The sequence below is a fragment of the Paenibacillus shirakamiensis genome, assembly GCF_017874255.1.
GTDB lineage: Bacteria > Bacillota > Bacilli > Paenibacillales > Paenibacillaceae > Fontibacillus > Fontibacillus shirakamiensis.
Map to the genome: position 1 here is coordinate 1,398,399 of NZ_JAGGLD010000001.1, position 25,800 is coordinate 1,424,198.

25 protein-coding genes are annotated in these 25,800 nt (G+C 43.4%); 2 read left to right on the forward strand and 23 right to left on the reverse strand.

The genetic code is table 11. From position 1 onward, the window contains the following. Positions 1–13 precede the first annotated feature (13 nt). From J2Z69_RS06265 to J2Z69_RS06340, 16 genes are all read right to left on the reverse strand, one after another. Positions 14–874 (reverse strand): sugar phosphate isomerase/epimerase family protein, encoded by an 861-nt coding sequence (locus tag J2Z69_RS06265; protein WP_209860135.1) that lies wholly within the window; start codon positions 872–874, stop codon positions 14–16. After that, positions 867–1,994: a DegT/DnrJ/EryC1/StrS family aminotransferase gene (locus J2Z69_RS06270; RefSeq protein WP_209860137.1), complete on the reverse strand. Its 1,128-nt coding sequence runs from the start codon at positions 1,992–1,994 to the stop codon at positions 867–869. Before J2Z69_RS06270 ends, J2Z69_RS06265 begins: the two co-directional genes overlap by 8 nt. Next, on the reverse strand, positions 1,994–3,127 hold the full coding sequence (locus J2Z69_RS06275) for a DegT/DnrJ/EryC1/StrS family aminotransferase (protein WP_209860139.1): 1,134 nt from the start codon (positions 3,125–3,127) through the stop codon (positions 1,994–1,996). Before J2Z69_RS06275 ends, J2Z69_RS06270 begins: the two co-directional genes overlap by 1 nt. Before the next feature lie 4 nt (positions 3,128–3,131). After that, positions 3,132–4,181 carry a Gfo/Idh/MocA family oxidoreductase gene (locus J2Z69_RS06280; protein WP_209860148.1) on the reverse strand — a complete coding sequence of 350 codons (1,050 nt, stop codon included), beginning with the start codon at positions 4,179–4,181 and terminating at the stop codon, positions 3,132–3,134. 27 nt (positions 4,182–4,208) lie between these two features. After that, positions 4,209–4,844: a phosphoribosylanthranilate isomerase gene (locus tag J2Z69_RS06285; RefSeq protein ID WP_209860150.1), complete on the reverse strand. Its 636-nt coding sequence runs from the start codon at positions 4,842–4,844 to the stop codon at positions 4,209–4,211. 23 nt (positions 4,845–4,867) lie between these two features. Beyond that, positions 4,868–5,680 carry a tryptophan synthase subunit alpha gene (gene trpA / locus J2Z69_RS06290; protein WP_209860152.1) on the reverse strand — a complete coding sequence of 271 codons (813 nt, stop codon included), beginning with the start codon at positions 5,678–5,680 and terminating at the stop codon, positions 4,868–4,870. Continuing rightward, positions 5,677–6,894: a tryptophan synthase subunit beta gene (gene trpB / locus J2Z69_RS06295; protein WP_209860154.1), complete on the reverse strand. Its 1,218-nt coding sequence runs from the start codon at positions 6,892–6,894 to the stop codon at positions 5,677–5,679. The genes trpA and trpB overlap by 4 nt, the downstream gene beginning before the upstream one ends. A gap of 18 nt (positions 6,895–6,912) precedes the next feature. Next, positions 6,913–7,722, reverse strand: coding sequence for an indole-3-glycerol phosphate synthase TrpC (gene trpC / locus J2Z69_RS06300; RefSeq protein WP_209860156.1), 810 nt, complete (start codon positions 7,720–7,722; stop codon positions 6,913–6,915). Continuing rightward, positions 7,706–8,755, reverse strand: coding sequence for an anthranilate phosphoribosyltransferase (gene trpD, locus J2Z69_RS06305; protein ID WP_209860158.1), 1,050 nt, complete (start codon positions 8,753–8,755; stop codon positions 7,706–7,708). The genes trpC and trpD overlap by 17 nt, the downstream gene beginning before the upstream one ends. An 18-nt stretch (positions 8,756–8,773) precedes the next feature. Then, positions 8,774–10,312 (reverse strand): MocR-like pyridoxine biosynthesis transcription factor PdxR, encoded by a 1,539-nt coding sequence (pdxR, locus tag J2Z69_RS06310; RefSeq protein WP_209860160.1) that lies wholly within the window; start codon positions 10,310–10,312, stop codon positions 8,774–8,776. A 358-nt stretch (positions 10,313–10,670) separates the two neighbouring features. Continuing rightward, positions 10,671–10,922 (reverse strand): YolD-like family protein, encoded by a 252-nt coding sequence (locus J2Z69_RS06315; protein ID WP_209860162.1) that lies wholly within the window; start codon positions 10,920–10,922, stop codon positions 10,671–10,673. 205 nt (positions 10,923–11,127) lie between these two features. Beyond that, on the reverse strand, positions 11,128–11,775 hold the full coding sequence (locus tag J2Z69_RS06320) for an HD domain-containing protein (protein WP_209860554.1): 648 nt from the start codon (positions 11,773–11,775) through the stop codon (positions 11,128–11,130). Positions 11,776–11,805: 30 nt separating this feature from the next. Next, positions 11,806–12,138, reverse strand: a complete 333-nt coding sequence (locus J2Z69_RS06325) for a low molecular weight protein tyrosine phosphatase family protein (protein ID WP_245338969.1) — start codon at positions 12,136–12,138, stop codon at positions 11,806–11,808. A 31-nt stretch (positions 12,139–12,169) separates the two neighbouring features. Further along, positions 12,170–12,613: a hypothetical protein gene (locus tag J2Z69_RS06330; RefSeq protein ID WP_209860164.1), complete on the reverse strand. Its 444-nt coding sequence runs from the start codon at positions 12,611–12,613 to the stop codon at positions 12,170–12,172. A gap of 180 nt (positions 12,614–12,793) precedes the next feature. Next, a complete protein-coding gene (gene nagZ / locus J2Z69_RS06335) occupies positions 12,794–14,062 on the reverse strand; it encodes a beta-N-acetylhexosaminidase (RefSeq protein WP_209860558.1) in 1,269 nt (422 codons plus the stop codon). Positions 14,063–14,284: 222 nt separating this feature from the next. Further along, a complete protein-coding gene (locus J2Z69_RS06340; RefSeq protein ID WP_245339078.1) occupies positions 14,285–15,109 on the reverse strand; it encodes an EcsC family protein in 825 nt (274 codons plus the stop codon). Positions 15,110–15,310: 201 nt separating this feature from the next. Here J2Z69_RS06340 and J2Z69_RS06345 point away from each other — a divergent pair, with 201 nt between their 5' ends. Beyond that, entirely contained in the window at positions 15,311–16,195 is an 885-nt protein-coding gene (locus J2Z69_RS06345; protein ID WP_209860166.1) for a diacylglycerol/lipid kinase family protein, read from the forward strand. Positions 16,196–16,364: 169 nt separating this feature from the next. Here J2Z69_RS06345 and J2Z69_RS06350 read toward each other — a convergent pair whose 3' ends face one another. The 3 genes from J2Z69_RS06350 to J2Z69_RS06360 form a co-directional block, all read right to left on the reverse strand. After that, positions 16,365–16,931: a maltose acetyltransferase domain-containing protein gene (locus tag J2Z69_RS06350; RefSeq protein WP_209860167.1), complete on the reverse strand. Its 567-nt coding sequence runs from the start codon at positions 16,929–16,931 to the stop codon at positions 16,365–16,367. A 138-nt stretch (positions 16,932–17,069) separates the two neighbouring features. After that, positions 17,070–18,092, reverse strand: a complete 1,023-nt coding sequence (locus tag J2Z69_RS06355) for a Gfo/Idh/MocA family protein (RefSeq protein ID WP_209860169.1) — start codon at positions 18,090–18,092, stop codon at positions 17,070–17,072. Positions 18,093–18,122: 30 nt separating this feature from the next. Continuing rightward, positions 18,123–18,893: a sugar phosphate isomerase/epimerase family protein gene (locus tag J2Z69_RS06360; RefSeq protein WP_209860171.1), complete on the reverse strand. Its 771-nt coding sequence runs from the start codon at positions 18,891–18,893 to the stop codon at positions 18,123–18,125. A 152-nt stretch (positions 18,894–19,045) separates the two neighbouring features. Here J2Z69_RS06360 and J2Z69_RS06365 point away from each other — a divergent pair, with 152 nt between their 5' ends. After that, positions 19,046–19,852, forward strand: a complete 807-nt coding sequence (locus J2Z69_RS06365) for a helix-turn-helix domain-containing protein (RefSeq protein WP_209860172.1) — start codon at positions 19,046–19,048, stop codon at positions 19,850–19,852. 114 nt (positions 19,853–19,966) lie between these two features. On the opposite strand, the gene cysI is transcribed toward J2Z69_RS06365, so the two are convergent. From cysI to J2Z69_RS06385, 4 genes are all read right to left on the reverse strand, one after another. Further along, positions 19,967–21,694, reverse strand: a complete 1,728-nt coding sequence (gene cysI, locus J2Z69_RS06370) for an assimilatory sulfite reductase (NADPH) hemoprotein subunit (protein WP_209860174.1) — start codon at positions 21,692–21,694, stop codon at positions 19,967–19,969. A 37-nt stretch (positions 21,695–21,731) separates the two neighbouring features. Continuing rightward, complete coding sequence (locus J2Z69_RS06375; protein ID WP_209860176.1) at positions 21,732–23,591, reverse strand: assimilatory sulfite reductase (NADPH) flavoprotein subunit; 1,860 nt, start codon at positions 23,589–23,591, stop codon at positions 21,732–21,734. A 250-nt stretch (positions 23,592–23,841) separates the two neighbouring features. Further along, positions 23,842–24,186, reverse strand: a complete 345-nt coding sequence (locus J2Z69_RS06380) for a 4Fe-4S binding protein (RefSeq protein ID WP_209860192.1) — start codon at positions 24,184–24,186, stop codon at positions 23,842–23,844. Beyond that, positions 24,183–25,793: an FAD-dependent oxidoreductase gene (locus tag J2Z69_RS06385; RefSeq protein WP_245338970.1), complete on the reverse strand. Its 1,611-nt coding sequence runs from the start codon at positions 25,791–25,793 to the stop codon at positions 24,183–24,185. Before J2Z69_RS06385 ends, J2Z69_RS06380 begins: the two co-directional genes overlap by 4 nt. Positions 25,794–25,800 lie beyond the last annotated feature (7 nt).

The window sequence follows — 25,800 nt, forward strand, 5'->3', positions numbered from 1 at the left end:
ACTTCCAAAGATCTCATGTGGTCTCGACATAGATTTCTCGAAGCAATCTTTCCATCTTCTGTCCGTAAGCTACATAAGCTTCCTTAGCTTCTTCCGAACCTGAACTTTGATGTAGATGTGGAATCAGGTGCAGATGTGGCTCGATGGATATAATTCCACTATAGTTGTGGTCAGATAACCAGATCAGACAATCTCTAACTCTGGAATCTCCTTCACCAGGTAGGGTGTATTCTTCAAATCCTGTCTTACGGATGCCATCTTTAATGTGGACATGCGACACGTACCGCCATACCTTTTTGAGGTATTCAAACGTATCATAACCATAAGCAATGCCATTACCTGTATCGAAGAGCAGTCGAAAGTGTGGACTATTCACTTGCTCAACAAGTTCTAAAGCATGACCGGGATGACTTCCTGCCCAACCTGAACAATTCTCATGAAGCAACGTAATGTTGGCCGCTTCAGCAAGTTCGGTCAATTGATGCATGCGATCCAGTACTCGCTGTCTCCATTCCATATCAGGCAAACCATCATTAGGATAAGACATGATCCTTACATATTTCGCACCCAGTTTGTTCATTCGATCCGCAAGAATTCTTAGTTCTTCCAGATCCTTCTCAAATGGGTGGGTAATCGGCCTTTCCCAATTAGCAATGCGCGAAGCAATAGCCGTAACATGTAAAGACGCCTGTTCAAGACGATTTCGCACATCCTCAAATCTAGCGTGATCCCAATCTGCCATGGCTTGTCCATACACAGACCGAATTTCAATTTCGTTCCATCCTAGTTCCTCGTGCGCACGAATCTGAACATCTAAGTCTGCACCTGCTTCATCACTAAGACCGGAGACAATCCACCCAGAGGACCTAGACATGAAGTTTCACCTTGGCATAAAAGTCTGATACAGCAGCAATAACCTGTTGGACATGCTCATCCGGCATTTCTGCATATAACGGTAGAGCAATCGATTTTTGAGTAAAAGTCTCCCCATGTGGGAAATCTCCTGCCTCATGGCCTATACCAGCAAATGCAGGTTGCAATGGTAGTACAGACGGATAATAAATCTGTGTTTCTATCCCCTGCTCCTTAAGATATAACTGCAATTCATCTCTACGTTCCGCTTGCATTACGTAAGTGTAATAAGCACGACTATCATGGTTCTCAGTGACTACATATACATCAGGAGATAGAGCATGAAGTGCAGCATTATACTGGGCAGCAATCTGTCGGCGGCGATGCAGAAGATCATCGAACCGTGACAATTTATGCGTCAGATAAGCAGCTACTACTTCATCCATACGATGGTTATATCCTACGAAATGATGATAGAAACGAGTGATACCATCTTGCCCATGATTACGAAGCATTCGGCTAATCCGGGCAAGTTCATCATCGTCCGTCACAATGACGGCCCCGTCTCCAATACCTCCAAGCGGTTTGGCTGGGAAGAAAGAATATAGACCCGCATCGCCAAGTCGGCCCGCTTGTTGTCCATCTTGGATTGCCCCTAATGAGACTGCACTGTCTTCTAACACTCGAAGCCCATATCTATCCGCTATCTCGCGAATCGATTTCATATCGGCCATAACCGAGAATAAATGGGTGGGGATGACCACTTTACTGCTAGGTGTAATTTTCCTTTCCAGATCTTCAGGGTCCAGCATTCCTGTAAGTGGATTAACATCTACAAAGATTGGATTTGCTCCCAGAAGTACAATCGTACTAGCGGTAGAGATGAAAGAGAAAGCAGGGGTCAATACATCCACTCCTGGTCCCACGCCCATAGCTTTTAAAAGGATCGTTAATGCCGTCGTTCCATTGGCTACCGCAATCACATGCTGTGCACCCGTGTAACTACGTATAGCTTGTTCAAATTCGGCTACACGCTCTTTGAGAATGAAGTTATCTGATGTGCCCACTTCATATACAATATCCTTAATTTTCTGACGATCTTCTGCATACCTTGCTGCATAATTGAAGAATGGGATAGTCATCACTGCTCCCCCTTCTGGAAATACTGGCGTATATGTCCGCATACTTCTGCTAATTGTTCATCTGTAACATCGGGATACATTGGCAATCCAACGGCTCGGCTTGATGCACGCTCTGCATGAGGCATATCGCCTTGCTTATAACCTAGGTGCTTGAAGCAAGGTTGTGTATGAAGGGGATGAGGATAATAGACTTCCGTTCCAATCCCCTGCTGTGTCAAATAATCGACCAATCCATCCCGGTCTTCAGTCTCTATAAGATATACATAATAGACTGCATTTGCAGACTCATCGCCACGTTCCCGAATTACGGGAGTTTGAACTTGAGGAATATCTCGCAGTTCTGCATCGTAGGAGGCAGCTAGGTAAGCGCGTCGTGCAATCTCTTTTTGTAAGAACTGAAGCCGAACTAGCAAGATCGAAGCTTGAACATCATCCATCTTACTGTTGAACCCTACAATTTGATGGATGTAAGGAACGGATTCTTCCTGACCGTGAATACGGAGCTGTCGAGCTTGCTTAGCGATATCATCATTATTTGTAAGTACCAATCCAGCGTCACCTATCGCCCCTAACGTCTTGGTGGGGAAGAAGGAGATTACTCCCGCATCACCAATGAGACCCGCATGTTGGCCATCATGGAACATGCTAATAGCTTCCGCGCTATCTTCTAGAACAAGCAGCTCATGCTTCTGCGCGATCTTATGAATGGCTGTCATATCTGCTAACTGAGTGAACAAATGAACGGGCATAATGGCCCGAGTGCGAGGTGTAATTTTCTCTTCAATCTGATTCACATCGATCATATACGTGGCCGCATCGATATCACAGAATACAGGTGTAGCGCCTACCAGTGCTATGCTAGAAGCCGAGGCAAAAAAAGAATAACAAGGAACAATTACTTCGTCCCCTACACCAATTCCCGCAGCACGCAGCATAATAATTAGGGCATCCGTGGCATTTCCTACAGCTATACAGTGCTTAGCCCCTGTGAACACTTCCAAAGCTTTCTCCAATTCTTGAACGGCAGGTCCATTCGTAAATCTACCTTCGTCAATGACTTGATCCAATCGTTGTGAGATCAAAGGCCACTGTTCTTTAAAAGATTTAGCCCCCGAAAAAAAAGCTACACTCATTCGCTCACCCCATATTCACCATATTATAGGCTCCAAGTTCTGGAGATAACGCTGGGGTTAGCAAGCCACATGTTTCTTTGGCCTGACATATCACCCGGACTACGTTGGCATTGAATTCCAGATCACTTACAGGTTTTTCTCCGATTCCTGCAAAGTATTGATAATACTCAATGAATACAGCAGAAAGGGGATCATCGTGCATAATATGCTCTTCTAATAAATGACCATTTCCATCACAGATTTCTAACCAAGCATGACTGTCGTCTTGTGCCGAAGGATAATATCCGCAGAGAACATGACTATCGAAATTCAACTGAATTCTACGCTTGCGAATAGGGGTAGCCAAATTTGAACTAAGTCTGGATATCACACCATGCTCTTGATACAGGGTGATTTTGGCCATGCCCATCTTAGGAATAACGTGTTCACCAATGAACATATCTTTGACTTCAGATGCTACCACTTCGGCACTCGTTCCTCCGAGGAACAAGGCCAACGCCACTAAATGTGGAATCTCTACATCAAATGCATTATGATGGCTTGGATTCGCTAAAGTGCGAGATAATCTAGATTTATTTTGTTCTGCTGTCAAGTAGCGAAGGGGGCCGTACACGCCTGACTGAATAAGTGTATGAATTTTCCGCGTTAATGAACTAGACAGCCAATTCGCTACTACAAGGATCTCACACCCATAATAATGTTGAATTTCCCGAATCACATCGAGTTCACTCTCAGTGGTCGTAAGAGGCTTTTCCATAACAATTTTGCGATAGCCATATTTCACAACTTCTCGCAGAGCTTCCGTATGAAGTTCTGGAGGGGTGCATATGTGAACCACGGTATTATCAGGCTCAAATCCCTCAACATCTCCCAGACTTGAGAAGCCTGTTAAGTTCGGTTGACTAGAACCAAGATTCGCAAAATTCGGATCTACGACTCCCACATGAGGATTGAACAGCGCTCTGTGGCTTCCCATCTGATAAGCTTTACGGAGGCAATGATAATGGAGACCTTTCCCCGCTCTTCCAAATCCAATGATCAAAGATTGAAGCATGAACGAACCTCCTTCTTCCTTCTTAAGTCAACCCCCCGCTGTAACGTGTTGAAATCTTGCCGCTTTCACGAAGTCGTTCATTTTTAATGGATCTTTGATGCCTTGAGTCTCCACTCCGCTACTTACATCTACAGCGGATAATCTAGTCTCTTCAAGTGCACGAACTATGTTCTCAGGGTGAAGCCCACCAGCGAGAATCAAGGGATGTGGACTTTGCAGCTTCTTTACTTCACTCCAAGCAAAGCTTTGTCCTGTTCCTCCTGTACTACCTTGTACAAAGGTGTCCAGAAGAAAAGCACGAACCACATTTTGATACATAATTAATGCATCTTCAGGCTGAAGATCAAGTCCGCCCATATGCAGCGTTTTGACTACAGGGCGTATACTTTTGCTACAGTAATGAGGGGTTTCTTTGCCATGGAGCTGAACCATGTCTAATTGACAGAATTCAGCAATTTGATTCATCTCCCCAAGTTCTGTATTTACAAATACACCCGTTGTTGTAACGTAAGGAGGAATAGATCTAATGATTTCTTTCGCAGCATAGGGACTAATCTTTCGTTTCCCTTCGGCAAAGACAAACCCAATCGCATCCGCTCCAGCTTCTACAGCCGCCCACGCCGCTTCCTTTGTTGTCAATCCGCAAATTTTCACTCTAACCATAGCTATCTCCTTTATGAATAAAGTTAGATCGGAGCCACTTCTTTACGGGTAGCCTGTTTTAACTTCTGAATAAAATGACGTACTTCATTCTCCACGTTCTCAGGAGCAGCTTGTCTGATCACATTGATTAGTGCGCTACCTACGATAGCGCCGTCTGCATATTCACTAACTTCGCGTACATGATGCTCATTGGAAATACCAAACCCTACTGCCAACGGCAGATTCGTTACACTTCGAGCCTGCTTTACGAAAGCAGGGAGTTCCTCTGGCAAAGATTTTCGCTCACCAGTAACTCCAGTTACCGAGATACAATATAGAAAACCTTGGCCTTGATCTACAACGGCAGCTTCCCGTTCTTTACTTGTGGTCGGAGCTAAGAAAAAAATATTTTTAAGTCCTTTGGATTCAAAAATCTCTACATATGGTTTGGCCATAGTAGAAGGTAAATCTGGAATGATAAAACCGTCCACCCCTGCTTGCTTCGCATCTTCTGCTAAGGCTTCTAAGCCGTAAGCAAGAAAAGAGTTGCAATAACCCATGAAGACGATCGGTGTCTGTAGACCTCTACTTCTGAGCTCCTGCACCATAGAAATACACGCTTTCAGATTCACACCGTTCGTGACGGCCTGAAGACTTGCTTCTTGAATTGTAGGACCGTCAGCTAAGGCATCAGCATAGGGTACACCCAGTTCGATAATATCTGCCCCTGCTTCCGCAATCGCTTGAATGAGAGACGCGGAACCTTCAACAGTAGGATATCCTACTGGAATATATGGAATAAGAGCCGATTCACCTTTTTCTCGAAGTTCTGCAAATACAGCATCTATACGGTTCATACGAGCACCTCCGATTGCTTAATGTCTTTCAGTGCGGCTATAGCCTGACTTAGATCTTTATCTCCGCGACCTGATAAATTAACAAGCACTAGAGCATCAGAAGGCAATGTATCTAGTAATTTGAGGGCATATGCTACTGCATGCGAAGATTCAAGTGCTGGTAGAATCCCCTCTTTACGGCACAGCTCTTCAAATGCTAACAGCGCTTCTTTATCGTTAATGGATGTGTATTCCACACGGCCGGTATCTTTCAGATGACTATGTTGTGGACCCGCACCTGGATAATCTAGCCCTGGAGCAATGCTATGGGTCTCCAAAATTTGTCCATCCGCATCCTGCAACATGTAGGTCAGACTTCCTTGGATGATACCCAATGTGCCTTTTAATAGAGGTGAAGCATGCTTGCCTGATTCCAGTCCCTCGCCAGCAGCTTGTACTCCTACGAGCTTCACTTCTGGGTCAGCTAAAAATGCATTAAACATGCCAATAGCATTACTTCCTCCACCTACACAGGCAATGACATAATCAGGCAAACGTCCTTCAGCTTCTAGAATCTGTGCCCGAGCTTCATCTCCGATGATGGATTGAAAATCTCTGACCATGTCGGGAAAAGGAGAAGGTCCTACTGCGGAGCCGAGCAAATAATGTGTATCTTCCACATTCGTAATCCAATCCCGAATCGCTTCACTAATTGCATCCTTTAGTGTCTTCTGACCCGCGTGGACTAAATGAAGTTCTGCGCCTAATAAATTCATACGCTGGACATTCGGGGCTTGGCGTTCTGCGTCTACCGCTCCCATGTATACAACACATGTCAGACCCAATAAGCTACAAGCAGTTGCCACGGCCACGCCATGTTGACCTGCCCCTGTCTCTGCTACAATACGGGTCTTACCCATACGCTTGGCAAGAATGGCTTGAGCTAGTGCATTGTTAATTTTATGCGCCCCTGTATGCGTTAAATCTTCACGTTTCAGATACAGTTTGGCTCCCGCATGACTTGCTGTTAGGCGATGCAAAGCCGTGATCGGTGTGGGTCTACCTACGAAATTTTTGAGAAGATCTGCGATTTCTTTTCTGAAATCCGGCTCATCTTTAATTCTTGCGTATTCTCGGTTCAACTCTTCCAAATTCCGAATTAGCGTCTCCGCCACATAAGCTCCACCATATTGACCAAAGAAACCTTCCACTTGTGCTTTTAATTCCACGCTCATATCCTTAATTGCCTCCTCTTATGATTTGAGATGTTGTGAAACTTCAAGACCAGCAAATGCACGAACTTGTTGAGTAATATCGTTCGACTTGAGCAAGGCTTCTCCTACCAAGATAGCATCGAATCCTCTACGTTCTGCTTCTACAGCATCCGCTGCCGTAGCTAGACCACTCTCACTTACGGTAAGAGCCGTGTCTGGAATGATAGAGCGAATATCCTCAGATCTTCTCAGATCAACATCAAAACTCTGTAAATCCCGATTGTTAATCCCGATGATTCTTGCCTTGGCAATCACAGCCTCAGCAGCTTCTTCAGCAGTAAAGCACTCCACCAATGCATCCATCCCGAGATCCTGTGCTGTAGCGATCATCTCCGTAAGAAGTGAAGTATCTCCAATGCTTCGTACGATTAAAAGTACCGCATCAGCCCCGATGGAACGCGCTTCATAGATCTGATAAGGATCGATAATAAACTCCTTGTACATGACAGGAATATGAACACTGGGATCGTTGGCGACACGTTCTACAACATGTGCCCCTCCCCCAAAATATTTTTCATCCGCAAGTACAGAAATCGCCCGAGCTCCATTCTGTGAATACAATCTTGCAAGCTCAGCTGCTGCTAGACGATTCGGGAACTCACCCTTAGAAGGTGATTTCTTCTTAATCTCAGCAATTAATGAAATACCTGGCGCCTTTAATGCTGAATAGAAGTCTCTCACTGGACGTGCATCTCTTAATTTGCCTTGAAGATCAGATAAGGGCGAGTTTCTTTTTTTCTCCTCTACCTCTAAGCGCTTGTGCTCAACAATTTCATTTAGCATGAACATAATTTTGGGCCTCCTCATATATCATGTTGCTGCTTTGCACCAAAGCATGCAGCTTGTCACCAGCTTTTCCTGAAGCAATCGTCTCTTCCGCTAACCAATATCCTTCTCGAATCGTGTCGACATAGCCCGAGATCATCAGAGCTGCTCCTGCATTTACACAGGTCACTTTGCGAATGGCATCAATCCGCTTGCTTCCCTCAAACAACTGGTGTAGTATTTCTTTATTTTGCTGAACGGTCCCTCCTTTCAGATCGTGTATATCTACATAAGTTAAACCAATAGAATCTGGCTCCCAAAGCGTCTGACTTACTGAGCCCCCCTTAATTTCATATAGGACTGTAGGTGCGCATAGTGAAATTTCATCCATCCCATCCATTCCGTGTGCCACTAAGGCATGATCCGTCTGAATTGACGCTAGAATCTCGGCATATAAAGGAGCTAATAAAGCATTAGAGACCCCCATAAGTCGGCGCGTTGGCTGTAAAGGATTGCCGAGTGGACCCATTAAGTTGAAGATGGTGCGAAATCCTAGACTTCGGCGATGCGGGCCCCACGAGCTTACAGACGGATGGTAATGGGGAGTGAAAAGAAAAGCGAATCCATGTTCAGCAAGTGACGATTTCACTTGTTCACTTGGTAAGTCAATTCGAATTCCAGCCGCCTCCAGCAGATCCGCACTTCCGCACGAACTGCTTGAAGAACGATTCCCACATTTAGCTACCTTAGCCCCTGCTGCACTCACGACAAGAGCGGCGGCTGTCGATATATTAAATGAACCCAGCATATCTCCACCCGTTCCGCAAATATCCACCACATTTTCTACAGACTCCATCGCGCGCATCTTCGACCACATGGCCTTCAGATAACCCAGCAATTCTTCTTTCTCCGTGCCCTTGATCTCAGCAATGCCCAGAAAAGCAGCGACTTGAATGGGATCTGCGGTCTCCGAAAGAATATATTCCATACAAAATGCAGCTTCTGATTCAGATAGAGATTGTTTCGCGAGCATCTGTGTAAGGGCTTCTTTCAGCAATCTACTTGCACCTCCTGGCTAGGCAGAAAATATGTTACGACTTACACAATCTGTAACAGCTTGAGCAAATTTTTGAATACCTTCATCAATTTGTTCTTCAGATAGATTGGAGTAGCCTAGTATAAAGGTAGGCTTGTCCCGCTTAGTATGTGTAAAATAAACTCCCGCAGGATACACTTTCACTCCATAATTCAACGAGCGGCTCGCAATAACGTGTTCGCTAGCATCGCAATCCACCTCTAGCAATAGATGTAATCCAGCTTGATCTCCAAATATTTTTACTTTTCTACCAAATTGATGCTTTAGAGATCGGACAAGTCTGGCTCTTCGTGCAGCGTACAATTTGCCCATTTGATTCACGTGTTTGGCATATTGACCGTTGGAGATAAAATCTGCTAACGCTTCCTGTTCAAATGAAGGGCTCATACGATCTGCAATTCTCTTAATCGATAGAAATGGTTGGACTAATGGCCGCGGAAGAACCGCATAACCGATACGTAAGGCTGGAAACAATATCTTGCTGAAACTGCCTACATAAATAATACGTTCCGATGCACCGAGTCCCGCCAAAGCGGAAAGCTTGTATCCTTCGTAACGATACTCACTGTCATAATCGTCCTCAATAATATAAGCATCTTCTCGTTCTGCCCAACGAATCAGCTCATGTCGCCGTTCAAGAGACATGGTTACCCCTAAAGGGAACTGATGCGAAGGTGTGACATAAATGAGCTTAGTCTGACCTAAGTTGGAGCTCGTGTTCTGCTTCTTCATTTGCGAATAAATATGGTTCACAGATAATCCTTCACGATCCACAGGTACAGAAATGACGCGAGCGCCAGAATATCCAAAGATCTCACTCAAAATACTATGCGCAGGATCTTCAACTACCACCTGATCTCCTGGCCTAATTAATAATCTTGCTAGAATATCCAAAGCTTGGGTAGCACCGGTGGTCATCACAATTTGATCCGCCGTAACGGGAATGGATCTACTGGACCGAAGAAGTCTAGCAATCTCTCTACGCAAGTTCATGGATCCTTCAGCTGGACCATATCCCAAAAGTGCTGGGGTTGATTTTCTACAGGTTCGAACCAGTGACTTTTGCCATACATCCATCGGGAATACATCCCATGCAGGTACGCCGTGTCGGAAATCAAAAGGGATCGAGCTACTTGCTTCTGTACTTTCTTCTGGGGGGTTGTTGTAATTAGTAGGTAAGGATAATGCAGGTAAGCTAAGTGTTGAATCTAGTGTCTTAAGATTTACATCAAGCTCAGGTGAAACGGAGGAAAGCGGGTGAAATGCCGTATTGTCCGCGACAAAAGTTCCTGATCCTTTTTTCATAATCAGATACCCTTCAGCCTGTAATTGTTCATAGGCTTGAATTACTACGGATCTTGAAATTTCAAGCTGTTCTGATAACTGCCTGGTTGGGGGTAATGCTTCATGTTTTTGCAATGTTCCAGATACGATTAACTTCTGAATCTGTTCATAAATTTGTCGATTCAATGGGATTGTTGATTTCTTATCCAATTGGATGAACAATCCTTGTACCATAATTACCCTCCCAACTAGTTAATGGGCAACATTAGTAATCTAAATACAAAGTCGAAATGTCAGTTTGTATGAGGTTATAGCTCATTTGTTCTCACATGTCTTGGTAGAGTATAACTTTAATAGTCTAAGATTAAAACAACCAATTTAGAATGGGTAGACCATACCAATTCTTAAATAAAGCGTATACAATTGGTCAGGTCCTATACAGGATATGGAGTTTGAGTCTTCAAGATATATCCAATTCCCCCTTTATTCTCTGTTTTTTTAAAATAAAAAAGATGTTAATCTCATACTGACCCGTCTCATTTATAGACTTCATCATGATATGAGAGAAACATCTTTTGCAACTTGCTATTCTCTAATCTCTTGGGTAATCCAGTCCCATAATATCCATAAACGGAACTTTAATTAAAGTCTCAGATTGCTGAACATGCACCTTACCGGTTCTAGAATCCAGATGCACAATTTGTCCTCGCAGCAATTCTTCTCGTCCCCACATCGTGAGTAGAATTTCTGATTTCTCCTGATAAGCTTCTGTAATTTGATTCCCAATTTCTTCCATTACAAATTCATCCCTTGTGGGGCGTTTAGGTACTTTAGATTTTGCCAACTGTATTCCTCCTGCTGTGAAGCTACCATTTTAAAAAGACTACTCACTAATATACCAGAAATACGTGATTATGTTTATGAAATTCAGACTTTAATGAGAAGAGAATGAAAATAGAAAAAAATGATGAGAAATGTCATTTTATCTGATTTTATTAAATTTCATAATTTTCTCTGCACTTTTTGTAGAAAATTAGGAACATGAGTAGTTATCTTTTTCCTTCCCATTCTCCATAAAATTGTTGTAAAAATTGCTCCATGAATATATGCCTCTGCTCCGCCAATTCTTTAGCATACGTGGTATTCATTAAATCTTTTAACTTAAGCAGTTTGATATAAAAATGAGCAAGCGTTGTCTGGTCATTCGCACGATAATCCACTACATCCGAGGCAATGACCTTCTGGGGATCATGCATGGCTCTTCCTTTGGCTCCACCGTAAGTGAATGCTCTAGCTATACCGATGGCCCCCATTGCATCAAGTCGATCTGCATCCTGCACTACTTTACCTTCGATCGTCTCCATGCGTGGATTGACTCCCCCATTATAGGACATGGTCGCAACTATTAGCATGACATGTTCCAAAATCTCCATAGAACTTACATGGATTCTCAGCCAATCTCTTACTCGATCGAGCCCTTGCTGCTTGGATTCATTCAGCTTTTCATCCGCTATATCATGAAGTAGTGCAGCTAATTCACACACAAAGGGATCGGCCTGCTCAAGGGTAGCGAGCTCAAGCGTCAACTTGCGAACTCTGTCGATATGCCACCAATCGTGTCCGGTATAATCGGACTGTAATGCCTGTCTCACAAATTGTTCTGCTAGCGTTATAATGTTCTCCTGTTGATTCAAAATAAACCTCCATGTTTTCACTATATATTCTAGTTAATCCGGTAATTCAATGGTTTCAGAGATTCTACTTTTCAAGAGTTCAATCAGTTCTTCATCCATAAATCGATATTCATCTGGAATATCTAGTCGAATGATTCGTTTATCCTGAAGTTCTAGAGCAAATTTCTCGCTAAGTCTACGTTGATGCTTTTTTTCCATTACAAAAATAAAATCAGCCCATCCGATATGACCGGCATTCACTTTAATTCTAGCTCTATCTTCTGTTCCAGCTGACTGTACATCAAATCCTACATAGTGTTTGAATATATTCTCTGCGGTAAGACTCCTCCATTGATTGCGGCTGCAAATAAACAATAATTTAATCATCTTCACTCCACTCCATTACTTAATAAGTTGATTATTGACTGATGACCACAGAAGAAGATATTATATCATTCCTCAAAGGCATATGATCCAAATGAGTACCTTGCTGAATAGTAACGTAAGCTCCTAATTCTTTAACATAAGTATTCGGGCCATTAGCGGAATCTGTCGACAAACTGAGTGTATATAATCCTCCATCTAAAAATTGGTTCTCCACTGCAAACCCCGAAGCTTGAACCCAAGCCGAAGTTTTAGATATAGATATAAGTTGACCTTTACGCACAATCTCCCCTACAGCATATTTGGGTCCCGGATTTTTGATAATAGTAAGCTGATGACCATCCTTTAATATGAATTCCACAAGGGTGATCTGGGCCATTTCACTTTGCTTTATAAATGATTGAACAGCCTCATTTTTAGTTGCAAAGAATGTTAGCATTTCACTTGGCTTTGTACGCTCATCGCTACATCCCACCATTAGAAAAACCCCTATTATTGCAACAATATAGAGTTTTTTGCTTTTAATAGAATTCCCTCCTCCGCTTTTTTTCTATAATTAGCATAAAGATAAATTCTATATTTTTCCTTTTGTTATAACTTGATCTATGTAAAATAGCACCTCAAGTGCCGTTCTAGAGATGCTCTCCAAAATTCCTACTCATTGATGTATAGAGACTGCATTACGAATTTTTTTATTTAATTCATTCAGATTGGGAGCTTTCACTAATGTAGAATCAGCCAAATTATATTTTTGTTTGAGTGTTAGAATTCGAGTAACACTTTCATCAATTCGTTTTGGAGAAATTTGTCCGTTTTTGACACTATTACGCAGCATTTGAAAGACAACATCGACATTATCATATCCATGAGCGACCATCACCATATCCGCACCTGATGCTACTGCTTTAACGGCTGCTTCCCCAATTCCATAATTCTCTGCAATGGCACCCATCGTCAAATCATCCGTAATAATGACCCCTTTAAATCTTAAGGTTCGGCGTAATTGATCGGTCATAATGGTCTTGGACAAAGAGGCAGGGTATTTATTATCGATTTTGGGAAAAAGAATATGCGCCACCATCACCGCATCCGCTCCTTGATGAATCGCTTCTTCAAAGGGCAACCATTCAAAAGATTTAAGCTGGGCCAAAGTTTTTGAGACCACAGGTAGGGCTAGATGTGAATCCACCGCGGTATCCCCATGTCCTGGAAAATGTTTGACTACAGAGATTGTTCCTTTGGACTGGATACCCTTCATAACGGCAATGCCCATTCTCGATACAATGTCGGGCTTCGCTCCATAAGATCTCACGCCAATAACCGGGTTATCCGGATTGCTGTTGATATCTAACACGGGAGCATAATCCACATTCATCCCCAAAACTTGTGAAGCTTCACCTAAATATTGCCCCATTTGTTGAGCGTATTCTAAATTATCCTTCGCACCAATATCTACGGCATTCGGAAATTTATAAAGCCCAGGTAGCCGACTTACCCTCCCTCCCTCTTCATCCACAGAGATAAAAAGGGGAGCAGCATTGCCTTGGTTCCAAGCCTTCAACTGGTTCACATAACTCGCTAAACCTTGTGGTGTCGAGACATTATTTTTATAAAAAATAACTCCACCCACGTGTTGCTCTTTAATCATTTTTTTCGTTGCAGCATTCGCCGTGGTTCCTTCCATTCCAGCGATCATCATCTCTCCCAATTTTTCTTCTAAGGTCATATTCTTCAACTGCTCATGAACTATATCTACTAATGAAGAATCTGACCTCTCTATAACTCGGGTAGGTAAGCCACTGGATGACTGCTCAAGCAGTATCGGTTTGGGAGCATCTACCGAAGGTGCCGAAGTACTATGATTAGAGGAACAACCTGCACACAAAAAGCAAGCAACTAGTAAACCTATCCTTTTCCTTGTTAGCATTCTCACAGGATCTCTCCTCTACCTACTTATTAAAATAATTGATTACAATTTCAAATGTATCCGATGTATTCTCTTTTTCATTTCATCCATCTTATTCCATTATAACTTAATTCGATCAGAAGCAAGCAAGAGCGAAATCTTATTATTAAGCAATACAGCCGTTAGATTTTAGCATTCAAAGCAAAAAGGCTACATTAAAGTAGCCTTTTTGCTTTGAATGCTTTACACTCGTTCTTCGATTTCTCGTAATCGGGTAAGGATTCTTCGTTTGCGATATAACATTCGAGCAGCCTCTGCAACTTCCTCTAAGGCTTTACGATTCGTATAAGCGCCGAAAAACATACCTGCAACAGGTACCGTCTGCAGCAGTTTTTTCCATCCCCAGTTATCGCGGTAGACTGTAATTACTTCGCGCCAGCCTTGGATATTGGACATAGCCGTAGAAGCGCCAGCCGTGATATCTGCCCCGTCCCCTACTCTGAGGTTGAGCTCCTCTAAAATCGCTCGCTTACCTACAATATCAGACGAAGCGAACTGCATTACTTTAACTGTAAAAATACGTTCAATCTTCTCTGTTGGATCATATCCATAGCAAAGGGCGATTTCTTGGATGACTTTCAAGGATAATCCAAGAATAGCAGGGATATCAGCCGCAAGTGTAAATACGCCCCCGAATCCGGTCGTTGCTCCTTGCAAGGTTGCCACATTTCGTCGATTATGAGCTAAACCTAAGGCCACTTGATTCATAATCGCTAGAGAATAGGGTCCCTGCTCATATCCACCATTAGCTAAGCTATCCTTGGCTAGCATTCTGCTAACTTTGCGGTCAGCTACGAGGTACTTTCCTCCATTTTGAATATATCCTCCCAGCTCGTCCAGCAAATGCCCAATCTTTTCATGTATAATTCTTGGCGTGATCTTATCCAGCAATTTGAAAGGTAAGCGGGCCAGACGATCCCAGACCATTAATTTGTTCTGCTCTTTCTCCCATTTCGTTATTTCGGCAAGCGCCGCTCGCAACTCAGCCGCAGTTTCAAACTGCATCATCTCATGCATAGGTTGATTCAATATACTGTCTCCCCCTTTATAATAGGAACAAATACATGCGCTTCGTGCTAACCTTTTCTTTTCATAGAATCTCGTCACGAACGTCAATATGGCTAGGTATGGGTAATACTAATTAACCATTCGGGATCGTAAGTTACCTTCCGGTGAGTTAATTATATCCATATGGAGATGAATGCGTGTATGAAGCAAGCTATGATTATTATGAATCCTTCGTCCGGTAAAGAAGAAGCAAGGCAGCATCTTCAGCACTTAGAGAATGTACTTCATGAACAACAGTATAAAGTAATTGTAAATGAGACCGCGAAGGAATTGGATGCGACACATTTCTGTGCAGCTGCTTGTCGTGATCGGTATGATCTCGTTGTATCCATAGGAGGAGATGGCACCCTACATGAGACAATCAATGGGATGCATCATCAGGAACATCGGCCGCTGCTTGGTATCATTCCTTTAGGAACTGTCAACGATTTCGCTCGTGCTTTACATATTCCTTTAGATCCTGGGGAGGCCGTTCGAAATATAGCATCAACGCATACGAAATCTGTAGATATTGGGCAACTGAATGACCAGCTCTTCGCCAACGTAGTAGCCGCAGGCTCTTTAGCAGAGACCCTCTCCAACGTGTCATCCGACGATAAATCTAAATTTGGAGCGCTCGCTTATATAAAAGATGGAATGAAAGAACTCACCAGTAAGTCCATTCATACGATGCATATTACGTACGACGGGAAAACGTGGGAAGGACAATCTCCATTGTTCATAGCAGCCCTAACAAATTCTGTAGGTGGATTTGAGAAGCTTGCTCCACAAGCTGCTGTTGATGATGGACTGCTCCATTGTTTTATTATCAAAGATCTTAATCTCGTGCACACGCTCACCGCAGGCTTCTCCTTATTGCTCGGCAAACTAAAGAACCATAAAGAAGTTATCTACTTCACAGCACGGGATGTCAAAGTGACCTCCTCGGAGAAGGTAGCTACAAATGTAGACGGAGAAGAAGGTACCTCCCTCCCTATCCATCTGCAAGTTTTACCTAGCCATATTAAAATCATTGTGCCTGAATAATCCTAAGTTCTGCTTTTAGCTTACAAATTATGTATAGATCATTAATCAGAGCCGACGTGGGGGAACAATGTATCTCCTACTAACCAAGAGCTAATCTATTTAGGCATTCATGATGCCCCCCTCGCGGCCTGACACTTGAATCACTAATACCGAATTCTACTCTTTCTCTTTATACTTCTATGTTACGGATGATTCTCGCCGGATTGCCTCCAACAATAGTATTCTCAGGAACATCCTTAGTTACTACAGCACCTGATGCGATGACCACATTATCCCCTATATTAACCCCAGGATTAATTACAGCCCGTCCACCAATCCATACATTATCGCCTATTTTCACAGGCTTACCGTATTCCGGTCCTGCAATGCGTTCATACGGATGAATCGGATGTGTGGCTGTATAAATATGAACTCCGGGAGCTAAGAAGCAGTTATCTCCAATACGTACTTCGCATACATCGAGTATTGTGCAGTCAAAATTCGCGAAAAAATTCTCTCCTATATGAATATTATATCCGTAATCACAGCGAAAATTAGGCTCAATATAAAGTGCTTCACCTGTTGAACCGAACAATTCCTTTATCCATGCTGATCTTTGGTCCAATTGCTGTTCATCTGAGCTGTTGAATAATCTTGTCATTTTCCGAGCATAGTCACGCTCCTGAATCAGCACCGGGTCTGTTGCGTTGTATAGTTCGCCTCGTAGCATTTTTTCTTTTTCATTACTAAAACTCATGGTGTATAACTTCCTTTCCATTCTAAGACTCCCTAATAACCTACTTAGAGTATCTTTCTATATTCTATTTCATGTATTCACATTACATCATATACCAAAAAAACGATGTCTGAGTAGTCTCAGACACCGCCATACCTACTATAGCTTTATAATACGTCCTGTTTCCTGAGATTCAAATGCAGCAAGAATGACTTTCAGAGACTTCAAGCCTTCTTCACCTGAAATCGTAGGAGGCGTCTTGGAGATAATGGATGTTATGAATTCATCAATAACACCACTCGGCACTTGCTTCTCATTGGTCGCCATGGCTCCCACTTTATAAGTCTCCACCGTCTCATTATTTAGTTCGACAATAACTTCATTGCCTTCAATCGTTCCAATCTTCATGACCCCATTCTCACACCAGAGTACGGTACTGTTGTCTCCGCTTTGATATTGAGTCCAGCTTGCTACGAGCGTACCCACTGCGCCACTTTTCATGCGCAGTATACAGGTGGCATTGTCATCTACTTCTGTTCCCTCTTTATGAATCGTACCGATGAAGCCAGCAACTTCAGCCACTTCATCCTGAAGGAGGTAGCGAATAAAATCTGATTTGTGTACGCCTAGGTCACCCATAGCCCCCATCATAGCTTCTTCTTTATTGAAGAACCAGCTATCTCTTCCATCCACACTCCATGATTCTGGACCTGGATGTCCGAAGGCTGTACGGAAGGTTAATACCTTACCCAACCGTCCTGAGTCCATAATTTCCTTGGCTTTCACATGCGGAGGCATTAATCTCTGATTATGGCCCACCATTAAGTACACGCCATTTTTCTTGGCTGCTTCAATCATTTGTTCAGATTCTTCCACGGTTGTAGCCATCGGCTTCTCAACTAGTACATGAAAGCCTCGATTTGCTGCTGCAATAGCTACGGGTGCATGTAGATAATTTGGGGTACATACACTTACTGCATCCACCTTTTCCTTGGCAAATAGTTCTTCGTAACTCGTATAAGCACGAATATCACCATATTGCTCTGCCACTTCTTGCGCACGTCCCGGAACGGGATCGGCAAAGGCTACGAGTTCAACATTGGGATTAGATGCATACTCAGGAATGTGTCTGCGCTGAGCAATGGCACCACATCCAATTACAGCAACTTTAATTTTAGTCATGGATTTAATACTCCTTTAATATGAATGAATTTAAAAAGTTGGTCTTGTAGTTTTTACCCAATTATAACTGTTTTCCACACTTTGCAGAGGAGAGATCTGACAATAATCCTGTTCTACTATCAACCACTCTACTCCTGCTTGTTGCGCAGCATTCATTACAGCCAGCAAATCGACAACCCCTTTGCCTAACTCCAGCGTAACCATTTGCCCTTCTTGATCCGTGCTGAAATCTTTCAGATGAAGCAAGGGAAGACGTCCTGCGTATTTTTGAATGTACTCCAATGGATCTTGTCCAGCATACTGAACCCAGCAGACGTCCATCTCAACTTGAACAGCCTCAGGCGACGTAAGTGCAAACATAGCATCAAAGGCAAAAGCGCCATCCACTTCATCTTGGAACTCAAAATCATGATTATGATAACAGAAAATTAACCCTTGTTTTTTGGCTTCCTTCCCAATTGCCTGCAATAGAACGAATAATTCTTTCCATGCGCTTCCACCTGGGCGATCTTCCGGAGCCAGATATGGACAGACTAAGTACGTTGCACCTATCGTTTTCAGATAATCCATTTCTTTTTGAAGGTCATCCTTCAAATTCTGTAATGGGACATGGCTACTAAAACCTTTAAGTCCAAGCTCATCTAAGAGCGCTTTCATTTCCTCGGCCGGAATATCTCCATATCCTGCGAATTCTACACCTTCATATCCTAATTCAGCCACTTTGCGCAGCGTTCCCTTAAAGTCTGTTTCCGTCTCATTTCGCAATGTATACAACTGAACACCAATACCTAATTTATCCATGTCCATGCACCTCAACTTTCAAGAGTATTTTATTGCCCTATCTGATACCATCATACTTAGGAACCATAGATTATGAACATACACAATATTCTCAGAACATGAACTATCTGATCACTTTCTGAGTCATACTATCTGACCGGAGGAACCTCCCTGTGAATACATCCTTACTCATCTGTGACTATTCTTATCATGATACAACCTTCATATCCAGTTATAAAAGTGGACTTACCAACTACCTGTTTCGCTTACAGACGGAAGGCTCTTCTACCGCTTCTTTTCAAGGTCATACCTATCAGCTTCACAGTGGCGATCTATTGTTACTTAAGCCCGGAGATGATTACCACTTAAGTGTGGAGGACAATGAAACTGAGCATGGTGGTCGCCTGTCTAGCGGGGATTATTACTTATTTTGTGAAGGACCTTGGATTGATCAGTGGTGGTATAGCAAAAAACGCTCTTCGGTAAACGCAATCGGTATAGACGATAAATTAATTGGCCTTTGGAGGAACCTTCTATTGGAAAAACGAAGAGGCCCCTTGGGCGAGGACCTAGAATTGATGGATTATATGTTAAAAAGCCTCTGTCTCTACATGGACCGAGCTATCATCGAAAATACTCATAATAATCGCAAGGTCTTCGCTTCTCTTCGTCTCAAACGTTTTGTAGAAGAACATGCAACCGTCACCTTCAAATTGGAGGAAGCTGCGGACTATGCTGGACTTAGCTTATCGAGAGCTGTACGGCTTTTCAAAGACAATTATGGAAAAACTATGATTCAATATGCCATTGAAATCCGCTTGAACGCTGCCGTAGAACGGATGAAATATAGTTCCCTTACCTTAGAAAATATCGCTGAGACATGCGGATTCTCCAGCTATTCTTATTTTCATCGTGTATTTCGTGCCAAATTCGGCATGACTCCACTCCACTATCGAGCAAAACATCAAACCAAAAACTAAACAGTACCTAATGACTTAGATATGAAAAAGCCCTGAGAATCATAACCAACTGATCCTCCATGTTAAAGATCGATAAGTTGGTCTAACCTCAGGGCATTTTATTAATTTATTCCCTTATCCTTGAGCATGAAAATCCTGTCCATCGAATGTCTCGCGAATGTGACCTGCTCGAATCACAAAATCGCCAAAGTGCTCATTTGTGAACCGATCAGACGCATACTGCGCTAACATCGGTTTTAATGATCCAAGAATTTCGGATTCCCCGATATTCTCCTTGTATAGCTTATTCAGACGATTCCCTGTATGTCCTCCACCTAAATACATATTATATTTACCAGGTCCCTTACCAATAAAAGCAATCTCGGCTAACATGGGACGAGCGCAGCCATTGGGACAACCGGTCATCCGAATCACGATACTTTCTTCTTCAAGCCCTACCTCTTTGAGCATAGGATCTATTTTGTCTAGAAGCGTCGGAAGATAACGCTCGGATTCAGCCATAGCAAGGCCACATGTCGGGAAGGATACGCAAGCCATGGAGCTTCTTCTAAGGGCTGAATAATGCTGCCCATCGGTAAGGCCATATTGTCTAATCAGATTCTCGATGTTTTTCTTTTTGTTAGGACTCACATTGGAGATAATGATATTTTGATTCGGAGTTAATCGGAAATCTCCGGTATGAATTTTGGCAATTTCTTTGAGCCCAGTCATGAGTAGATAGCTGTCCTCATCTTTTACTCGTCCATTTTGAACAAATAAATTAAAGTGCCACTTGCCATTACTTCCCTTCACCCAACCATACCGATCTCCATTGTCTTCAAAATGAAATGGTCGCGCAGTCTCCAAGCTCCATCCAAGTCGTGCGGTGAGCTCTTGTACGAACCAGTCCAATCCTCGGTCATCAATCGTATATTTGAACCGGGCGTGCTTGCGCACAGCTCGATCTCCATAATCTCGCTGAATCGTCACCGTTTTCTCAGCAACATCAATGAGCTGCTCTGGTGTACAGAATCCAATGACTTTGGATACTTGTGGATAGGTTTTGGAATCCCCATGTGACATCCCCATCCCGCCGCCAACCGAGATATTGAATCCTTTCAATTGGCCCTCTTCAACAATCGCAATAAATCCTAGATCTTGGGAGAACACATCCACATCATTAGAAGGAGGAACCGCTATACCAATCTTGAACTTACGAGGCAGATAGACTGGACCATAGATAGGCTCTTGCTCCTCATTATCACGGCTATCAATAATTTTCTCCCCATCAAGCCATAATTCATGATAAGCACGGGTTCTGGGATCCAGATGATCACTAACTTTGCTAGCCCAATGATATACTTCCGCATGAATCTCGGATTGAAATGGATTGGGATTGCACATGACATTCCGATTCACGTCTCCGCAAGCAGCAAGTGTGCTTAGTAAGGCATCGTTTACCGCACGAATCGTATTCTTCAGATCCCACTTCAAAACTCCGTGAAGTTGAAATGATTGGCGTGTTGTCAACCGAATAGTTCCATTCGCATACTTGTGTGCAACTTCATCCATCATGAGCCACTGCTCCGGCGTGACCACACCACCCGCAGCTCTAACTCGAAGCATGAACTGATAAGCCGGCTCCAACTTCTGTTTGTGTCGTTCATTCCGCAGATCACGGTCATCTTGCATATAACTTCCATGATGTTTCATTAGACGGTTATCATCTTCCGGGATGGAACCCGTAATAGGATCTGCCAACGTCTCTAACAGACTTCCTCGGAGATACATACTTCTACGTTTGATCTCCTCAACATCACTATGTGGAGCATCCTGTGGGGGATACTTTGGATATTCTTTCATTTGTACTATTCTCCTCTCCAATCCTTAGCAGGTCAGATTAATAGACATCCCGCTGATAACGTTTTTGCTGTTGCAACTGAGTCAAATAATCTGCTGCTGCTTCGGGACTAAGATTACCCTCTTGTTCAAGAATCGTAACTAATGCAGCATGCACGTCATGGGCCATCTTCTTCTCATCCCCGCATACATACAAAGCAGCACCTTCTTGTAGCCATTGGTATAATTCTTTTGCCTTTTCCAGCATCCGATGCTGTACATACACTTTTTGATCACGATCTCTAGAGAACGCAACATCCATTCGGGTTAAAGCACCCTCTTTTAGCCAATGCTGCCATTCTGTCTGATAGAGGAAATCTGTAGAGAAGTGTTGATCGCCATAGAATAACCAAGACTTCCCTTGCGCCCCTGTCTCTTCTCTTTCCCCTATGAACGCACGGAATGGAGCCACCCCAGTACCCGGTCCGATCATGATAATTGGGGTATTCGGGTCCTCAGGTAATTTGAAATTCGGATTGTGTTGTATATATACAGGAATGGACTCCCCTGATTCAAGACGTTCTGCTAATTGGACAGAACACACCCCATAGCGGTCTCTCCCTTGAAGATCATAGCGAACAGTTCTTACTGTGATATGGACCTCATCTGGATTGGATTGAAGACTGCTGGCTATGGAGTATAGTCTTGCAGGAATTTTTCGAAGCAAAGGAACCAATTGTTGAGCTGTAACTCCAATTAGACTATGGTCGACAACTAAATCTAATAAATCCCGATCTGCTAAATAATCTCTCAGCTCTTGTTCATGACCCGCACTCTGTAATATAGCTAAGGAAGGACTACCCGTAAGCTCTGTAATCTGAGCGAGGAGTGGTTTGGTGAGTACGGTAATCTCAAAATGACGTAATAATGCGTTACGCAAAAGTTGCTGATCTCCACTTTTGGATACAGGTACTAATTCTTGTGCATTCCAACCTAGAGCTTCAATGAGTTCGTCTACTAGACGTGGATGATTCTCAGGATAAATTCCCAAGCTGTCCCCAGGTTGATAGTGAAGGTTAGAGCCTTCTAAAGATAGCTCCACGTGACGTGTCTCTCTTTGGGAACCTCGGCCATTGAGATTCAAATTTTGTAACACTTCTGCTTGAAATGGATTCGTTCTTGAAAATTCTGATTCACTCGCTAAAGCACCTGAATCTATGGCTTTCACTTCAGACAATAAGTCTGCCTGACCTTGACCCAGCGCTAGCAAGACTTTCTCTATCCATTCCCCAGCAGCTTCGTCAAAATCAACATCACAATCGACACGATCTGCAATTCTATGACCACCCAATTCTTCTAGCCGCTTATCGAAATCTTTACCTGTCTGACAGAAGAATTCATAGGAAGTATCGCCTAGCCCGAGTACAGAATAACGAAGATTAGGTAACTGCGGAGCACGTTTGCTGAACAAAAATTCATAGAATGGAATCGCATTATCAGGCGGCTCCCCTTCTCCTTGTGTACTCACCACAATCAGAAGGTTCTCTACTTTCTTCAAGTTACCTGTTTTATAACTTCCCATTGAGGATACAGTCACTTCAAAGCCTTGAGCTTCTAATTTTTTTGCAACTTTTTTGCCTAGAGCATCGCTATTCCCTGTCTGGGATCCGAACACTACGGTTACTGATTTGGATTGTGTAGAAGACTGACTTACAGGTATAGCCGATGCTGCTGGAGCTGTATCTCCGGCAACTGTGGAACTTAGCACCGCATTCTGATTAGTTCCGATCCCCGCATATTGTATGGCTGCCAAATATCCCCCAAGCCAAATTCGCTGAGAGTCCACCAGGGTTGGTAGCAGACGATTGAGCAACTCAACTTGCTCCTGATTAAAAGGACTGTTTGTAACTTGAAGTTCCATCGATATCCACCTCACCTAGCCTGCATTAATTTTAATTCCCATTAATTTTAATTCCCATTATTTTTATCGACATTATTTTTATACTCTCTTGAACCTACCATAGCCAATTCATAGGGTCAATTAGAATGATCTTATAGGAACAATCAGGATTCATTATAAAAGGATGCACTTCTTCTGATTTTACGCCATAAAAAAAGGATTTCCCTATAGGCAAAATGCCCTGAGGAAACCCGACTGTACAGGTACTATTTTAACTCCCGCGATGTTGCGCAGTGAATACTTCAAAAAATGGTGTAGTATCTCGTTCTGCCATAGTTGCTTTTTCCTGAGTTCCCCAGCCTATTTCAAATCGCCAGCTTCCTAGTAAGCCAGAACGAATTAATTCCTTTTCATCGACTTCAATATGAAGATCCGCATAAGGCGCGACATATAATGCATCCACAGGGCAATAAGCTTCGCACATGAAGCAGGTTTGACAATCTTCCTTACGAGCTATCAGTGGAAGACGATCCACCATATCGAACACATTCGTCGGGCATACCTTCACACATAACTTACATCCAACACAGCGATCCGCACTAATGAGTTCAATCATATGGCCCTCTCCTCTCTCAGAAGAGATAGCTCATGTGCATGAGGGACACTTTCTGTACGAATATTTATTTTCTCAATCCCCGATACCAATAGACGATGGGTCTGATACGGGTCCATTTCTGGATAGTCCGCCAATTGTTGCAGTCCCCGACTTTCCTTGCGCGCTAAAGCGGCTGTATACATCCACCTGCCTACCATGAGCATAGCTGCTGCTTCCCTAGTCTGCACTTTACCTTGCACAGTTGAAGGGGGTGTTGCTTTTAGGTACGGCACTAGCGCATGCAATCGCTCAAGCGCAGAAGATAGGACAGATATACTTCGAAAATAATTAATGTGCAAAGGTAGAATCTCAGCTTGAATAGAACTTATTAATGGTCTAATCTCCAATGTATCTGTAGATTCTACACCCGCGGGTAGCCCATACTGTCCTGCTGCGGTCGGCTTCCGCTGGTCTGCTCTGCTTGACTGTGCTAGCGCATATTTTGCGGCTCCTGCTCCTGCCCAAGTTCCGCTGCACATCGCCCACGAAGCATTATAAGCACCGCCTCCAGAAATTGCTCCGGTCACTTTTTCTCTCGATGCAGCATCACCGGCAGCATATAGTCCGGGCACTGTGGTCGAACATTCCTTATTCATAAGACGTAATCCACCTGTCCCCCGCATAGTTCCTTCGTAGCGCAGAGTTAAAGGGAACTTTTGCTCGAACGGATCTATCCCTGCACGTTCTAAAGGCATAAAAAATATCGGATGGGCCCGGCGTAAAAACTCTCGTTTATGAGCGGTATTAGCCAGATCCATTTTGGCATACACTGGACCTTTCATTAAGAGCTCAGGAATACTCGAAAAAGTACGTTCTCCCTGTAGTAAAGGCTGATCCTCAGCATCGTACAAGGTTGACCATGCTAGCATACGCCCCCGCGTTACCGTTCCATCTGCGAAACTCGGAGCATACTGACGACTAAATTCCATCCCGGAGAGTTCAGCACCTATTTCAGAAGACATCAGCAATCCTTCCCCGGTGAGTACATTGCAGCCCAAGCCTTTACTGAGAAATGCACATCCACCTGTAGCCACGATTACCGCATTGGCTTGCACTAACCACTCTTTACCGCTTAGACGATCGATTCCTCTTGCTCCCGCAACACCATGTTCATCATGGATCAGTTCCAATGCTGGAGACTGATCCCAGATCTTCACTCCTGCTTTGCGTACTACCTTGCGCATCAATGCCATATATTCTGGACCCTGTAGATGCGTTCGAAGGGGTGTTCCATCCTGATCTTTAGGGAAAGGATATCCCCACTGTTCAATCTGTTCAAGATTTTGCTCGACCTGATCGAGGACACGGTGAATCCATGCATTTTCTGATAAATATCCTCCTGCCCTTAATCGTTGCTGAACTGCTTCTTCTCGAAGGCGTGCCACAGGAGGAATGACAAGTAGCGTTGTACCTCCTGGAGCCGTTGCTCCACTCGTTCCAAGATAGCCTTTATCGGCTAATAGAACAGTAGCTCCTTGAGAAGCCGCACTCCATGCCGACCAAGCTCCTGCTGGTCCTCCACCAAGAACTAGGACATCTACGCATAGGCGTTTCTCATTTAGTGACATGGGTTGC

Excerpts from the sequence above, each read along its gene's own strand:
- J2Z69_RS06265 (WP_209860135.1), bottom strand. The coding sequence starts at position 874 with ATGTCTAGGTCCTCTGGGTGGATTGTCTCCGGTCTTAGTGATGAAGCA.
- J2Z69_RS06270 (WP_209860137.1), bottom strand. The coding sequence starts at position 1,994 with ATGACTATCCCATTCTTCAATTATGCAGCAAGGTATGCAGAAGATCGT.
- J2Z69_RS06275 (WP_209860139.1), bottom strand. The coding sequence starts at position 3,127 with ATGAGTGTAGCTTTTTTTTCGGGGGCTAAATCTTTTAAAGAACAGTGG.
- J2Z69_RS06280 (WP_209860148.1), bottom strand. The coding sequence starts at position 4,181 with ATGCTTCAATCTTTGATCATTGGATTTGGAAGAGCGGGGAAAGGTCTC.
- J2Z69_RS06285 (WP_209860150.1), bottom strand. The coding sequence starts at position 4,844 with ATGGTTAGAGTGAAAATTTGCGGATTGACAACAAAGGAAGCGGCGTGG.
- trpA (WP_209860152.1), bottom strand. The coding sequence starts at position 5,680 with ATGAACCGTATAGATGCTGTATTTGCAGAACTTCGAGAAAAAGGTGAA.
- trpB (WP_209860154.1), bottom strand. The coding sequence starts at position 6,894 with ATGAGCGTGGAATTAAAAGCACAAGTGGAAGGTTTCTTTGGTCAATAT.
- trpC (WP_209860156.1), bottom strand. The coding sequence starts at position 7,722 with ATGTTCATGCTAAATGAAATTGTTGAGCACAAGCGCTTAGAGGTAGAG.
- pdxR (WP_209860160.1), bottom strand. The coding sequence starts at position 10,312 with ATGGTACAAGGATTGTTCATCCAATTGGATAAGAAATCAACAATCCCA.
- J2Z69_RS06325 (WP_245338969.1), bottom strand. The coding sequence starts at position 12,138 with ATGATTAAATTATTGTTTATTTGCAGCCGCAATCAATGGAGGAGTCTT.
- J2Z69_RS06330 (WP_209860164.1), bottom strand. The coding sequence starts at position 12,613 with ATGGTGGGATGTAGCGATGAGCGTACAAAGCCAAGTGAAATGCTAACA.
- nagZ (WP_209860558.1), bottom strand. The coding sequence starts at position 14,062 with ATGCTAACAAGGAAAAGGATAGGTTTACTAGTTGCTTGCTTTTTGTGT.
- J2Z69_RS06340 (WP_245339078.1), bottom strand. The coding sequence starts at position 15,109 with ATGATGCAGTTTGAAACTGCGGCTGAGTTGCGAGCGGCGCTTGCCGAA.
- J2Z69_RS06345 (WP_209860166.1), top strand. The coding sequence starts at position 15,311 with ATGAAGCAAGCTATGATTATTATGAATCCTTCGTCCGGTAAAGAAGAA.
- J2Z69_RS06350 (WP_209860167.1), bottom strand. The coding sequence starts at position 16,931 with ATGAGTTTTAGTAATGAAAAAGAAAAAATGCTACGAGGCGAACTATAC.
- J2Z69_RS06355 (WP_209860169.1), bottom strand. The coding sequence starts at position 18,092 with ATGACTAAAATTAAAGTTGCTGTAATTGGATGTGGTGCCATTGCTCAG.
- J2Z69_RS06360 (WP_209860171.1), bottom strand. The coding sequence starts at position 18,893 with ATGGATAAATTAGGTATTGGTGTTCAGTTGTATACATTGCGAAATGAG.
- cysI (WP_209860174.1), bottom strand. The coding sequence starts at position 21,694 with ATGAAAGAATATCCAAAGTATCCCCCACAGGATGCTCCACATAGTGAT.
- J2Z69_RS06375 (WP_209860176.1), bottom strand. The coding sequence starts at position 23,591 with ATGGAACTTCAAGTTACAAACAGTCCTTTTAATCAGGAGCAAGTTGAG.
- J2Z69_RS06380 (WP_209860192.1), bottom strand. The coding sequence starts at position 24,186 with ATGATTGAACTCATTAGTGCGGATCGCTGTGTTGGATGTAAGTTATGT.
- J2Z69_RS06385 (WP_245338970.1), bottom strand. The coding sequence starts at position 25,793 with ATGTCACTAAATGAGAAACGCCTATGCGTAGATGTCCTAGTTCTTGGT.